This window comes from Parvibaculum indicum (assembly GCF_011762095.1).
Classification (GTDB): Bacteria; Pseudomonadota; Alphaproteobacteria; order Parvibaculales; family Parvibaculaceae; genus Parvibaculum; species Parvibaculum indicum.
This window is the reverse complement of sequence record NZ_JAASQO010000005.1, coordinates 129,010-141,730: the sequence shown is the minus strand read 5'-3', so window position 1 is coordinate 141,730 and position 12,721 is coordinate 129,010. Positions and strand designations below refer to the sequence as shown.

The 12,721-nt window shown below is 63.8% G+C and carries 15 protein-coding genes; 10 read left to right on the top strand and 5 right to left on the bottom strand.

Features of this window, described 5'->3' with window-relative positions; translation table 11 throughout:
• The first annotated feature begins 6 nt into the window (after positions 1-6).
• A complete protein-coding gene (gene ccoS, locus FHS78_RS08220) occupies positions 7-195 on the top strand; it encodes a cbb3-type cytochrome oxidase assembly protein CcoS (RefSeq protein WP_167093043.1) in 189 nt (62 codons plus the stop codon).
• Between the two features lie 6 nt (positions 196-201).
• On the opposite strand, the gene FHS78_RS08215 is transcribed toward ccoS, so the two are convergent.
• Positions 202-999, bottom strand: a complete 798-nt coding sequence (locus FHS78_RS08215; protein ID WP_167093041.1) for a DUF2189 domain-containing protein — start codon at positions 997-999, stop codon at positions 202-204.
• A gap of 222 nt (positions 1,000-1,221) precedes the next feature.
• On the opposite strand from FHS78_RS08215, the gene msrA reads away from it, so the two are divergent.
• Both msrA and msrB read left to right on the top strand, forming a co-directional pair.
• On the top strand, positions 1,222-1,908 hold the full coding sequence (gene msrA / locus FHS78_RS08210; RefSeq protein ID WP_167093039.1) for a peptide-methionine (S)-S-oxide reductase MsrA: 687 nt from the start codon (positions 1,222-1,224) through the stop codon (positions 1,906-1,908).
• Between the two features lie 33 nt (positions 1,909-1,941).
• Entirely contained in the window at positions 1,942-2,478 is a 537-nt protein-coding gene (gene msrB / locus FHS78_RS08205) for a peptide-methionine (R)-S-oxide reductase MsrB (protein WP_167093037.1), read from the top strand.
• Here msrB and FHS78_RS08200 read toward each other — a convergent pair.
• A complete protein-coding gene (locus tag FHS78_RS08200; RefSeq protein WP_167093035.1) occupies positions 2,475-2,939 on the bottom strand; it encodes a YaiI/YqxD family protein in 465 nt (154 codons plus the stop codon). The two genes, msrB and FHS78_RS08200, sit on opposite strands and share 4 nt — an antisense overlap.
• 68 nt (positions 2,940-3,007) lie before the next feature.
• Between FHS78_RS08200 and FHS78_RS08195 the strand changes: the two genes are divergently transcribed.
• From FHS78_RS08195 to FHS78_RS08175, 5 genes are all read left to right on the top strand, one after another.
• Complete coding sequence (locus FHS78_RS08195; RefSeq protein ID WP_167093033.1) at positions 3,008-4,267, top strand: TIGR03862 family flavoprotein; 1,260 nt, start codon at positions 3,008-3,010, stop codon at positions 4,265-4,267.
• 65 nt (positions 4,268-4,332) lie between these two features.
• On the top strand, positions 4,333-4,659 hold the full coding sequence (locus tag FHS78_RS08190) for an ArsR/SmtB family transcription factor (RefSeq protein ID WP_167093032.1): 327 nt from the start codon (positions 4,333-4,335) through the stop codon (positions 4,657-4,659).
• A gap of 10 nt (positions 4,660-4,669) precedes the next feature.
• Positions 4,670-4,987, top strand: a complete 318-nt coding sequence (locus FHS78_RS08185) for a rhodanese-like domain-containing protein (protein ID WP_167093030.1) — start codon at positions 4,670-4,672, stop codon at positions 4,985-4,987.
• A 167-nt stretch (positions 4,988-5,154) separates the two neighbouring features.
• Positions 5,155-5,409 (top strand): DUF5132 domain-containing protein, encoded by a 255-nt coding sequence (locus FHS78_RS08180; RefSeq protein ID WP_167093028.1) that lies wholly within the window; start codon positions 5,155-5,157, stop codon positions 5,407-5,409.
• A gap of 1 nt (position 5,410) precedes the next feature.
• Entirely contained in the window at positions 5,411-6,019 is a 609-nt protein-coding gene (locus tag FHS78_RS08175; protein ID WP_167093026.1) for an HMA2 domain-containing protein, read from the top strand.
• Between the two features lie 20 nt (positions 6,020-6,039).
• Here the strand turns inward: FHS78_RS08175 and FHS78_RS08170 are convergent, their stop codons facing one another.
• Both FHS78_RS08170 and FHS78_RS08165 read right to left on the bottom strand, forming a co-directional pair.
• The gene (locus FHS78_RS08170) at positions 6,040-9,093 is read right to left on the bottom strand and encodes a cation-translocating P-type ATPase (protein ID WP_167093024.1); all 3,054 of its coding nucleotides are present in this window, start codon (positions 9,091-9,093) and stop codon (positions 6,040-6,042) included.
• Positions 9,094-9,296: 203 nt separating this feature from the next.
• The gene (locus FHS78_RS08165) at positions 9,297-9,503 is read right to left on the bottom strand and encodes a dodecin (protein ID WP_167093022.1); all 207 of its coding nucleotides are present in this window, start codon (positions 9,501-9,503) and stop codon (positions 9,297-9,299) included.
• Between the two features lie 167 nt (positions 9,504-9,670).
• On the opposite strand from FHS78_RS08165, the gene FHS78_RS08160 reads away from it, so the two are divergent.
• Together FHS78_RS08160 and FHS78_RS08155 are read left to right on the top strand one after the other, a co-directional pair.
• Complete coding sequence (locus tag FHS78_RS08160) at positions 9,671-11,086, top strand: NfeD family protein (RefSeq protein ID WP_343041941.1); 1,416 nt, start codon at positions 9,671-9,673, stop codon at positions 11,084-11,086.
• Positions 11,087-11,095: 9 nt separating this feature from the next.
• Complete coding sequence (locus FHS78_RS08155) at positions 11,096-11,848, top strand: slipin family protein (RefSeq protein WP_167093020.1); 753 nt, start codon at positions 11,096-11,098, stop codon at positions 11,846-11,848.
• A gap of 78 nt (positions 11,849-11,926) precedes the next feature.
• On the opposite strand, the gene FHS78_RS08150 is transcribed toward FHS78_RS08155, so the two are convergent.
• Complete coding sequence (locus FHS78_RS08150; RefSeq protein WP_167093018.1) at positions 11,927-12,634, bottom strand: sulfotransferase family 2 domain-containing protein; 708 nt, start codon at positions 12,632-12,634, stop codon at positions 11,927-11,929.
• Positions 12,635-12,721 lie beyond the last annotated feature (87 nt).

Below are 12,721 nucleotides of genomic sequence, written 5' to 3'. Positions count from 1 at the left end.
AGATTTATGGCTGTCCTGATCTATCTCGTCCCCGCCGCCCTCGTTCTGGGCGGGCTGGGGCTTGCCGCCTTCCTCTGGTCGCTCAAAAGCGGCCAGTATGACGACATGGAAGGCGCCGCCCAGCGCATCCTTTTCGACGACGACGAGATGGAAAACCCGCCGCCGCCGAAAAACGACCCTGAAAAGAAGGACTGACCGGCTTCAGCTTTTCACCAGCGCGCGATAGGCATGCCATGTGGCGTGGCCCACCAGCGGGAAGGTGAAGATCATGCCGATGAAAAGCGTGGCGATGCCGAAGCCCATCGCAAAGGCGATGATCCAGCCCCAGAGCATCATCGGCCAGAAATTCTTCTGCACGGCCTGAACGCTGGCGATGACCGCCGTGACGGCATCCACGTCCCGCGCCATCAGAAGCGGCACGGAAATCGCCGAAATGGCGAAGGTGAAGACCGCCAGCACCGCGCCCACAATGGTGCCCACCACCAGCAGGCCCAGCCCATGCGGCGTCAGCAGCAATGTGGGAATGAAATCCGGCAAGGGCGGAAAACCGCTATCCCCGAAAAAGAGCGCAAAGAGCAGCGTTGCGAGCCGCATCCACACAAGGAACACGCCCATCAGCATGATGCCCATGAAGGCAAGCTGGGCGGGACTGCGCGTGGACACGAAAAGCACGTCGAAAAGTGCCACATGCCGCCCGCTTTCCATGCGACGGCTCGCCTCGTACATGCCGACGGCCAGCATCGGCCCGACGATCATGAAGCCGGCGCCCGCGGCCAGCGCGAGCGAACTCGCATCGAGCCAGAACATGGCGGCGACCAGCGCGGCGGAAATGACAGAGAACCCCAACCCGTAGCTCAGGCTGACGAGGGGCGCCCGGCCCATATCCGACCAGCCGCGCCGGATCCAGACCCATGGATCGTCCGCCGTGATCTTCGCGATTTCGATGGCACCGGATCCACCGCCTGCTTTCCGGCCTTCATGACTGATGGCTACGCCCATGGCCGCCTCCTCCCGACAAAACCATATTTCCAAAAAGGATATGTCAATTTGTCGCATGACGTCCATGGCATAGATCAACAAACGGGACGCAGCGAGCGCACAAGCCTGCTCGCGCAAGCGTGATCGCTTGTGTGAGGAAAGGGACCGCCGCGAGGACTACATTCAAGGGCAAGGCGGCGTGACCGCGAGATTTCCAAAGATCAAGGACCAGGAAAGACGACCATGCCATTGCAGACCGGAAAGACCCTCGGCCTTGCCGCCCTGACCGTCATGGCGCTGCTGCTGATCGCGGCCCTCGGCACGCGCGGCGCGGGCGCGGAGGAAACGGCCATGATGCCGTCATCTGATGACGGCGCCCCTCTGGCGGTCGCCACCTTTGCCGGCGGCTGCTTCTGGTGCATGGAGCCGCCTTTCGAAAAGCTCGACGGCGTGAAAAAGGTCGTCTCCGGCTATACCGGCGGCAAGGTGGCAAACCCGACCTATGAACAGGTTTCCGAAGGCGGTACGGGACATGCCGAAGCGGTGGAGATCACCTACGACCCTGCCAGGGTCAGCTACAAGAAGCTGCTCTATATCTTCTGGCGCAACACCGATCCGCTGCGCAAGAACGCGCAGTTCTGCGATGTCGGCAATCAGTACCGCACCGCCATTTTTACCCACGGGCCGGCGCAGAAGAAGCTCGCCGAGGAAAGCAAGGCGGAACTGGAAAAGTCCGGCCGCTTCGACAAGCCGATCCGGACCCGGATCGTGGAGGCGGGGCCCTTCTACCCGGCCGAGACCTACCATCAGGACTACTACCGGAAGAATCCGCTCCGCTACAAATTCTATCGCTGGAATTGCGGTCGCGATCAGCGCCTCGACCGGCTCTGGGGCGATGAAGCGCGGGGCGGCGAGCCCGCGGAACACTGAACGAGCGGACCATTGAACAAAAAGGAGGCGACCATGAACAAGACGACACGACGCGGCTTCCTGGCAAGCGTAAGCGGCGCGGCTCTTCTCGGCGCAGGCGCTTGGGCGTGGCGAAGCAATGCCGACGCCGCCCCGTCATCCGCCGGCGGCAAGACCTTCGAGGTCACGAAAACGCCCGCGGAATGGAAGGCCCAGCTCACCGAGCAGCAATATTACGTGCTGCGCGATCACGGGACGGAGCGCGCCGGGTCGAGCCCGCTCAATGACGAAAAACGCGCAGGTCTCTATCATTGCGCCGGCTGCGATCTCGCTCTCTATTCGTCCGAGGCGAAATTCGACAGCGGCACCGGCTGGCCGAGCTTCTACGAACCGCTGCCCAATGCCGTCGGCACCTCGGAAGACCGTTCCTTCTTCATGACGCGCACGGAAGTGCATTGCCGCCGCTGTGGCGGACATATCGGTCATGTCTTCGATGACGGCCCGCCGCCCACGGGCCTTCGCTACTGCATGAACGGCGTGGCTATGACCTTCGCAGCGGGCGAAACGCCGGAGGACGCCAAGGCGAGCTAACGCGCGCGCAACCGCTCCTGTACGGCGCTCTCCAATGCGCGGAGAAAACGGGAGCGGTCGTCGCGGGTGAAGCCGCGACCGCTCCCTTTCACCTCGCCCGTTTCGCGCAAATCTTTCATCAGGTCGCGCATGGCCAGCGCCATGCCGATGCTGGAGGCGGTAAACGGCTTGCCGTCATGTCCGATTGCGGCAGCCCCTCTTTCGAGGCAGCGCGAAGCAAGCGGAATATCGCCCGTGACGGCAATATCCCCCTCGCCGATATGCTCGGCAATCCAGTCATCCGCCACGTCCGGCCCTTCCGGCACCACGACCGGTTTCAGCAACGGATTGCCGGTCGGGCGCATCCCGCTATTGGAAACGATATGGACGGTAAGCCCGTGACGCGTCGCCACGCGCTCCACCTCCGCCTTCACGGGGCAGGCGTCGGCATCGACGAAAATTTCAGGAAGCCTGTCGGTCATGATGTCAGCATCGTTCTGAAAGGAAATCCGCTTCTATCACAATCGGAAGCCGATTAAGGTCGCGCGCCATGAAAGAGGATAGCCCCAAAGCGATCATCATAGGCGGCGGCCCGGCAGGCCTGATGGCCGCCGAGACGATTGCCGACAGGGCGCCGGGCGTCGCCGTCCATGTCTATGACGCCATGCCGTCATTCGGACGGAAGCTCCTGATGGCAGGGCGCGGCGGGCTCAACATCACCCATTCGGAACCTTTCGACGCCTTTCTGGTGCGCTATGGCGAAGCGGCGGACTGGCTCGAACCGGCCTTGCGCGCCTTCGGGCCGAAAGAGGTGATCGCCTGGGCGGAAAGCCTGGGCCAGAAAACCTTTATCGGCTCGTCGGGCCGCGTCTTTCCCGAAAGTTTCAAGGCCTCGCCCCTGCTGCGTGCGTGGCTGCGCCGCCTGAACGAAAAGAGCGTGGCGCTGCATACGCGACATCGCTGGACCGGCTGGGACGATACGAACGCCCTGACCTTCGACACGCCGGAGGGCGAGATCCGGATTGCGCCGGATGCAACCGTTCTCGCGCTTGGCGGTGCAAGCTGGCCACGGCTTGGCGCGCGGGGCGACTGGACGGGATTGCTGGCGGCGCAGGGCGTGGACATACGCCCCTTCCGGCCCGCCAATTGCGGCTTCGAGACCGTCTGGTCTGCACATATGCGCGAGCGTTTCGCGGGCGCCCCGGTGAAACCGGTGGCACTCACCGTCGCGGGAAACCGGCTGGAGGGCGAATTCGTCGTCACGGCGTCGGGGGTCGAGGGCGGCGCCATCTATGCGCTTTCCCGCCTTCTGCGCGACGAAATCGAGCGGTCGGGCGAGGCAACGCTCCGGCTCGACCTTGCGCCCGACCGCAGCCGGGAGAGGCTCGTCCGCGATCTTTCGCGTCCGCGCGGCAAGGCCTCACTGGCCAATCATCTGCGCAAGGCGGCCGGCATTTCAGGGGTGAGGGCCGCCCTCTTGCGAGAATGCGCGGCAAAAGAGGCGTTTCTTTCGCCCGAAACGCTCGCCGACGCCATCAAGGCATTGCCGCTGCGCCTCGACAAACCATCTTCCATGGAGAGTGCCATAAGCGTGGCGGGCGGCATTGCGCAGGATGCACTGGATGGAGCTATGATGCTCAAGGCCCTCCCCGGCGTTTTCTGCGCGGGGGAGATGCTCGATTGGGAAGCGCCGACGGGCGGCTATCTCCTGACCGCCTGTCTTGCCACCGGCCTGAGGGCGGGCCTGGGGGCAAGCCGCCAACTTTCACCTTCGATCTCCGGATCGGGAGACGATCCGACCGGGACTTGAATATATCAATTAGTTCTTATATAAGTAACACATGAAAGGCTGCGGGGCAGCCGGGAGTGGGCAAGATGGCCGAAACGGTCGATGCAACCATCATGGAACTCGAGCAAAGCGCGGCGGATGCCGCTCAACTATTGCGTGCCATGTCGAATGAGCGCCGCCTGCTCATCATGTGCCAGATCGCGGACAGGGAACTGTCGGTTGGCCAGATACAGGATCTGATCGGCATCGGCCAATCGGCCCTGTCGCAGCATCTGGCCGTTCTGCGCGATCTCGGCCTTGTCGAGACGCGGCGCGAAGCACAGACCATCTACTATCGCCTCGCCTCTCCCGCCGCCCTCGCCATTATCAACACGCTGGTCGATATCTTCTGTCCGCCCGGCGTGAAGAAATGAGGAACGAACAATGTCTTTGAAGCCCGTTGACGTGACGACCGTGGAAAAATGGCTCGCCAATGGCGATTGCGTGCTGGTCGACATTCGCGAACCGAACGAGACCGCCGCCGAGCGTATTCCCGGCGCCAAACTCGTCCCGCTCTCCGGCATCGGCAACGACCCGATCGCCGGTCTCGGCGACAAGCCGGTCGTGTTCCACTGCAAGGGCGGCATGCGCACCCAGAAATTCGAGGACCAGCTTTCCGGCTGCGCGGGCGGCTGCGAAGGATTCTATCTGGAAGGCGGCATCGAAGCCTGGAAAAAGGCCGGCCACAAGGTCGAACGCTGACGACAGCGGCGGCTTTCATCGTAGCGAAGGATTTCGGGAGCGCCCTTTCATGAGCGCTCCCTTTTCGTTTTCCGCGACGCTTCTTTTTGCGGTTGTGCCCGTCACATTGCGAAAGCACACTCTCTGTCTGGAATTTGACTGAAAGCCACCCAACGCGGGAGGAAAGCTTGTCTGCACGCCTCACATTCGGTCTGGCCGCCCTCGGCACGGCAGCCGCCGGCGCCCTCGTCTTCGGCCCCGTCATCGCGCCCGCCCTGCTGCGCGCGGCCAAACCGGCGGCAAAGACCGCGACCAGGACGGCGGTCATTCTCGCCGAACGCGCCGGCGAGAGCTTCGCCGAATTCATGGAAATCGTCGAAGACGCCTATGCCGAGGCGGAAGCGGAACTCGCCGAAAGCCGCGCCCCCTCCAGCGAGAGCTGACATGCCCGCGAAGAAACAGGACGGCCCGGAAAAGAAGACCGGCAAGAGCGCAACCGCCAGAAGCACAACGGCCCGCAAACCCGCTGCGAAGCGCCGTGCCACGAAACGCACCGCGCCGCCGCCCCCTTCCGCGACCCTCGAACATCTGACGCGTGACCGCGCACGCCTCCGCCTGCCCTCGCTCAGGCGCGAGCGCGAGGCGCTGGAAGAACTCGCCCATGCGATGGTCGACCTGCCCGGCGTCTATTCGGTGGAAGCCAACCCGCTGACGGCAGGCATATTGATCCGCTATCAGGGGGATTTCGACGAGCTGAGCAAGGGTGCGCTCGGGGCGGGCCTCTTCATCATGGAAACTCCCGAACCGGGGCCCGACGTCATGCAAGGCCTGCGCGGGCGAATGCGGGACATGGAGAAACTGCTCCGCCGCAATTCGGCCGGGTCGATCGACGTCAACACCGCCGCCTTTCTCTTTTTCTCGCTTGTCGCAATGGTGCAGCTTGCGCGCGGCCGCATCGCCATGCCCGCCTTGTCGGCACTCTGGTATGCGCTGAACTCGCTGCGCTCCTCATCGTTCGAGGAAATGAAAACGACGGACGACACGAAGAAATAGCCTCCGGCGCCGCGACGAGCTCAAGCGACGGGTTGCGGTCCCGCATTCTTCATCGTCCGCCGCGCCAGCAGATATTCCGTGCCGGCGAAGGAAGCGAGCATGCTGCCGCCGATGACGAGCCCGTCCGAAATTCCGATGGGCGCCAGCCCCAGCAGCCGGCGGAGCGGCGGCCAGGCGAGCGGCAGAATCTGAAGCGCGCCCGCCGCGGTCAGCGTTCCGTTCAGATATTTATTCCCGAACAGCCCGCCGCCCGAGAGCCCGTGGAAGCGGTCGTGACGGCATGACAGCGCAAAGAGAAGCTGCGACCCGATCAGAGTCGAGAAGGTGATGCTGCGCGTGCGCGGCCCCGGCCCGTAGCGCAGCAGGCCGTATCCATGCGCGGCCAGCGACGCCGCCGAGATGATGCCTGCCTCGCTTGCCAGCATCTTGTAATAATCGGCCGTGAACATGGGCGCCTCGGGATCGCGCGGCGGCACCGACATGATGCCCTGCTCCGGCTCTTCCAGCGCAAGCCCGAGCGCGGGCAGAATATCCGTCACCAGATTGATCCAGAACATTTCCATGGGCGATTCGAGCTGGTCGCCCGGCGCCATCGTCTCCGCCGCGACAATCGCGATTTCGGAGAGGTTGGTGGCCAGCAGAAAATGGATCGCCTTGCGGATATTCGCATAGGTCGCGCGGCCCTGCGCGATGCCTGCGCCCAGCGTGGTGAGATCGTCGTCGCGAATGACCACATCGGCGACATCCTGCGCCGATTGCGCACCGCCCTGCCCCATGGCGATGCCGACATCGGCGGCCCGGAGCGCCGGACCGTCATTGATGCCGTCGCCCGTCATGCCGACACGCATCCCCGTTTCCTGAAGCGCCCGAATGATTTCGAGCTTTCGCGCAGGGCTCACCCGCGCGAATACATTGCCGCCCGCGACGGTGCCGCGAAAGGCCTCCGGCGACAAACCGTCGAGTTTCGCCGCATCGACGATCACCGGCTCCGCCGCGCCCGCCAGACCGACTTCTCTGGCGATGGCATATGCCGTGGCGGGCTGATCGCCCGTAATCATGACCGTGCGGATGCCCGCCTTGTGGAATTCCGCCATCAGATCGGCCATGCCGCCGCGCAGCGGATCCTTCATCGCCACAAGACCGAGCCAGATGAGGTCCTTAGGCTCTTCCGGCGCATTTGCCGGATCGTGGCTATAGGCGAGCCCCAGAACCCGCAGCCCCTCGCTCGCGAAGCGCTCGTTCTCCGCCAGGATTTTTGACCGCGCTTCGCCGTCCAACGCGGCGAGGGAACCGTTCACCTCCATCACGCGGCACCGCTGCAACACCTGATCGGGACTGCCTTTGACGGCGAGCGAAATCTTTTCTTCCGACAGGCGGTGGTGACGCGAGACCATGAACTTGCGGCTCTCGGTGCGATAGGCCACCCGGTCCACCGGATTGTCGCCGCGCACCGCCGCGACATCGACACCGCCCCGCGCGGCGAGATCGACAAGCGCCACCTCCGTGGGCGAGCCGTGAAACAGCGGCCCATTGCCGTTCTCTTCGATCTTCACCTCGGAGCAAAGCGCGGCCACTTCCAGGAATTTCTTCATTTCATGGCGCTTGAGATCGGCATGACCGTCTTCGGTGCCGAAACCGTCCGTCCCCAGATGGAGCGTTTCCGCCCCCACCAGCAGGCTCTCGACCGTCATACTGTTCTGGGTCAGCGTGCCCGTCTTGTCGAAACAGAGCACATTGAGCGAGCCGAGCCCTTCCACCGCCTCCAGACGCCGCACCAGCACATTCTTCTTTTTCAACTCGCCGAGACCGAGCGCCAATGTGCTGGTGGCGATGGCGGGTAGGCCTTCCGGCACCGCGGCGACCGCCAGCGCGACCGCGCTTTTGAGCATCGGCATGGTGCCCAGACCGCGCGCCACGCCCAGCGCGAACACGCCGCCGCAGACGCCGAGCGAGAGATAGACGAGATGGCGCCCCATCCGTTCCAGCTCGCGCTCGATGGGGGTCTGGGGCGGGCGCGCTTCGCCGGTCAGCGCCTGAATGCGCCCGATCTCCGTGTCGGCGCCCGTGGCCATGACAACGGCAAGCCCGCTGCCGCCATCGACGATGGTGCCGCGAAAGACGCTATTGGCGCGCTCGCCCAGCGGCGCATCGCGATCGTCCAGCGTGCCCGCATGTTTGGACACGGGCACGCTTTCTCCCGTCAGCGAGGATTCATCCACCGTCAGCCCGACCGCTTCGACGATACGCGCATCGGCCTCGATGAAGGCGCCGGGCGTGAGCACTACCACATCGCCGGGCACGACCTCGCGCGACAGAATGTCCCGCACGGCACCTTCGCGCCGGACCAGCACACGATGCTCGCCACGCCCCGTAATGTCGTGGATCGTCTTCTCCGCGCCCGATTCCATCGCATAGCCGATGCCGCCATTGGCCCCGACGACGCCCAGCGTCACCAGCGCGTCGAGCGGACTTCCTGTCGCCAACGACATGGCGGCCGAGCCGCCCAGCATGGCGACCGGCAGGCTCTTGAACTGGTCGATGAAGACCGCGAGGTCCGAGCGCGGTTTGGCGACCGGCAATTCATTGGGACCGTGTTCGCGCAGACGCGAGGCCGCCTCTTCCACGCCCAGCCCCTCGCGGCGGCTGGCGACGGCGGCAAGCGCCTCTTCCGCCGACACGGCATGGCCTTTCGCACCGGGGCTCTCATGGACCGGCGGAGGCTTTCCCCCGCCCGCCTTTTTTTCCCGGGCAGGCGCCTGCTTCTTTGCGCCTTTCGGTATCGCGCATTTCCCGGCCAACAGCCTGTCGATACGCCAGGCCATCTCCGCATGGCTCAGCGCCCGGTCGAATTCGACCAGCAGATTTCCCGTCCGCAGGTCGATGCGGGCGCGCGTCACCTGCGCATCGCCCGCCAGCCCATGTTCGAGCGTCGCCCGCATGGCGGCGGAGCGGTAAAGACCGTCCACAGAATATCGCCCCCGCCCCGGCACCGCGCCATGGCGCAAACCCACGCGCGCCGGGAAGGAGGGGGGATCGGACGGCTTCGCACGGCCGGATTTTTTGCGAACGCTCATAGGCAGCAGTATCGACGCGGGGATGACGGTTTTATGTGCGCCGCCTCCCCCGACGGAAAGCCGGCGCCCGCCCGAGCATATCCCGAGCGCGGCCCGTGACACAGGGCTCGATACGGAAATGCGCATCTGCCCCGTCCGAAGCTACTGCAAAGCCCCGTAAAAGGGAGGCGGGTGCGGCGGGTCGCCGCGCCCTGACTTACGGGTCAGTCGAGCGTGAAAGCGACTTTCAGGCGAACCTGATAATGGCCGATCTTGCCGTCTTCGATATGACCGCGCGATTCCACCACTTCAAACCATCTGAGGTTGCGCAAGGTTCTCGTCGCCCTTTCGATCGCATTTTCAATGGCGGCGTCCTGGCCCTTGGGAGAGCTGCCGACGATTTCCTCGATTTTATAGACACTGTCGGTCATTTGAGAGGGTCCTTCTTCCGGATGCCCCCGAAAACGGCCCCGTAAGACACGTAAGAAGCCGTTGGCGCCCTGCAAGGGCGGGCGGAGCGCATTCCCGGAATGCCTTGGTGTTGTCGCCGCCCTCTGGCAGACTTGGCCGCCCGGGAGGAATAAAGGGAAAGAAAAAGGTGAAAACCGGTCCCGCAACGATACGCCGCCTCGCAGCCGCCGCTCTGGCGCTGGCAGGGCTCCTTCTATGGGCCGCGGCGCCCGGCGCGGCCGAGCAGGAACAGCGCAGCGGCATCGCCGCCCTCTCCGATATTACCGGCGCCATCGGCCCCGCCACAGTGAAGCAGATCGGCGAAGCCATCGAGACCGCGGAAGCGGAGCGCGCCAATATCCTCATCCTGCGGATCAATACGCCGGGCGGGCTGGTCGACTCTACACGGGACATTATCTCGCTCATCACCACCGCCGATATTCCCGTCATCGGCTATGTCGCACCCGCAGGCGCCCACGCGGCCAGCGCCGGCACCTACATCATGTATGCGACCGGCCTCGCCGCCATGGCGCCGGGGAGCAATCTCGGTGCCGCAACGCCCGTACAGATGGGCGGCGGCGGCCTGCCGGGACTGGGCGAGGACGACAAGACGCCGGACCAGAAGGATGCCGATGGCGGCAACGCGCCCGCCGGGGACGACAAGGCCCCGTCCGGCGGCACGGCGATGGAACACAAGATCGTCAATGACGCCGTCGCGCTCATTCGCGGCCTGGCCGAACTTCACGGGCGCAATGCAGACTGGGCGGAAGAGGCCGTGCGCGAAGGCGCAAGCCTGACCGCGAGCGAAGCCGTGCAACGCAATGTCGTCGAACTCCTCGCGGGCAATGTCGGCGAGCTGCTGGAAAAGGCCGACGGGCGCGAAGTCGTGACCGGCGCGGGCAAGGTGACGCTCGAAACCAAGGGCCTCATCGTCCGGACCATCGAGCCCGGTTTCCTGACGAAACTGCTCTCGCTCATCAGCCACCCCAATGTGGCCTTCGTGCTGATGATGATCGGCATTTACGGCCTGATCTTCGAGTTTTCCAATCCGGGCAGTTTCGGCCCCGGCATTATCGGCGCGATCTGCCTCGTGCTCGGTTTCTATGCGCTGAACCAGCTGCCGCTCGACTATGCGGGGCTTGCGCTCATCGCGCTCGGCGTGGGGCTGATGGTGGCGGAAGCCGTGACGCCCACTTTCGGCGCGCTGGGGCTGGGCGGGCTCGTCGCCTTCGTCATCGGCGCCACCATGCTGGTCGACAGCGATGCGCCCGAATTCCAGCTTTCATGGTCGGTCATCGCCATCACCACCATTGCGACCGGCCTGCTGCTCATCCTGCTGCTGGGCTATGTCTGGCGCGAACAGCGCCGCCATGTCACCACGGGCCGCGAGGGCATGACGGGCGTCAAGGCGCGCGTCGTCGAATGGCGCGAGGGCGAGGGATATGTCCTCGCCCAGAGCGAGCGCTGGCATGCCCGCGGCCCCCGCGACCTCAAGCCCGGCGACGAAATCGCCGTCACCGGTCTCGACGGCCTCACCCTCATTCTCGGCGAACCGCAAGGTTAGGAGCCCCCCATGAACTTCGCATTCATTGCCTTCATTCTCTTTGCGCTGGTCATCTTTCTGGCCTCCGCCATCCGCATCCTGCGCGAATATGAACGCGGCGTTATCTTCACGCTCGGCCGCTATACACGAGTCGCCGGACCCGGCTTCATGATCCTGATCCCCGTGATCCAGCAAATGGTGCGGACCGACCTGCGCACCTTCGTGGTGGACGTGCCGAGCCAGGACGTGATTTCGCGCGACAATGTGTCGGTGAAAGTGAACGCGGTTCTCTATTACCGGATTCTTGAGCCGAACAAGGCGATCCTCAATGTCGAGGATTACATGGCGGCGGTCAGCCAGCTTGCGCAGACCACGCTGCGCTCGGTCCTCGGCAAACACGAACTCGACGAAATGCTCGCCGAACGCGACAAGCTCAACGCCGACGTACAGGCGATCCTCGACGAACAGACCGATGCCTGGGGCATCAAGGTCGCCAATGTCGAGATCAAGCATGTCGATATCGATGAGAGCATGATCCGCGCCATCGCTAGACAGGCCGAAGCCGAACGCTACCGGCGCGCCAAGATCATCAATGCGGAAGGCGAACAGCAGGCCGCCGAAAAGCTCGTCGAGGCCGGACGTCAACTGGCGACGGAACCCGCCGCGATGCAGCTTCGCTATTTCGCGGCGCTGCACGACGTCGCAGGCGACAAGACCAACACCATCATGTTCCCGCTGCCGGTGGACCTGCTGTCGTCACTGAAACCGGCCGACAAGGCGTGACGGGCGGACTGCTATTCTCCGCAGCTCGCCCAGCGCGTCATACCGTCATCGCGCACGGGCCCATATAGCGGCGCGGCGTCAATCGTACCCGAAAGCGTCGAAGTCTTCGGCATAAAAATCCTGAATTCGTCGGAGCTGCCGGGGAGACGGCTCGAATTCATCGCCCCCCCTGTTGCTGGACCGGTTGAAATTGGCGCCCGTCAAAAATCTGTCGACAACGTCGACCGCCCCTGCACGCTCGAATACCTGCCGTATATCCCGTTCCAGAAATTCCAGCTTGCCGATGAAATCGTAATCGATCTCGCCATAGGCGATGTTATCCACCTGGGGACGCCAATGCCGATCCGTGTAAAGACGACTTTGCTCGAAGCTCATCTCGATATAGTCGAGGAACCGGTCGAAATTTCGATCAAGCGGATCTTCGAGATCCAGCCCCAGCGCCGCCATGTTCCCCATGTGTTGCTCAGGGGAAATGTTTTTCTGGTCGATGAAGAAATTGAAGAAGGCGGACCTCACACGGTCGAGCGGATGCCTGACAATCGTGAACCGGGTCGTGTCCGGGTTGGCCAGCGCCTCCATATGCAGGCGCCAGTTTTCGAGGCCATGGGGAATATCGTCACATAGATGGATATTCCCTTCGAAAAACCGGCCGAAAACATAGGCATGGATCAGCTGCGAAACCGTCGTGCATCCGCATTTGGAGTTACGGACATAGAAAAAACGCCGGTCCTCTGTTGTGAGCGCTACAAAAAAGGTTGTCGCCAACCTTTCCGGCAAAGCCGCCATCGCACGCTCTTCGCGATACTTCTCGCGAAACGGGGCCAGAACTTTCGCCTTCAGGCGCTGCTTCGGCTTGTCGTTGAAAGGTATGTC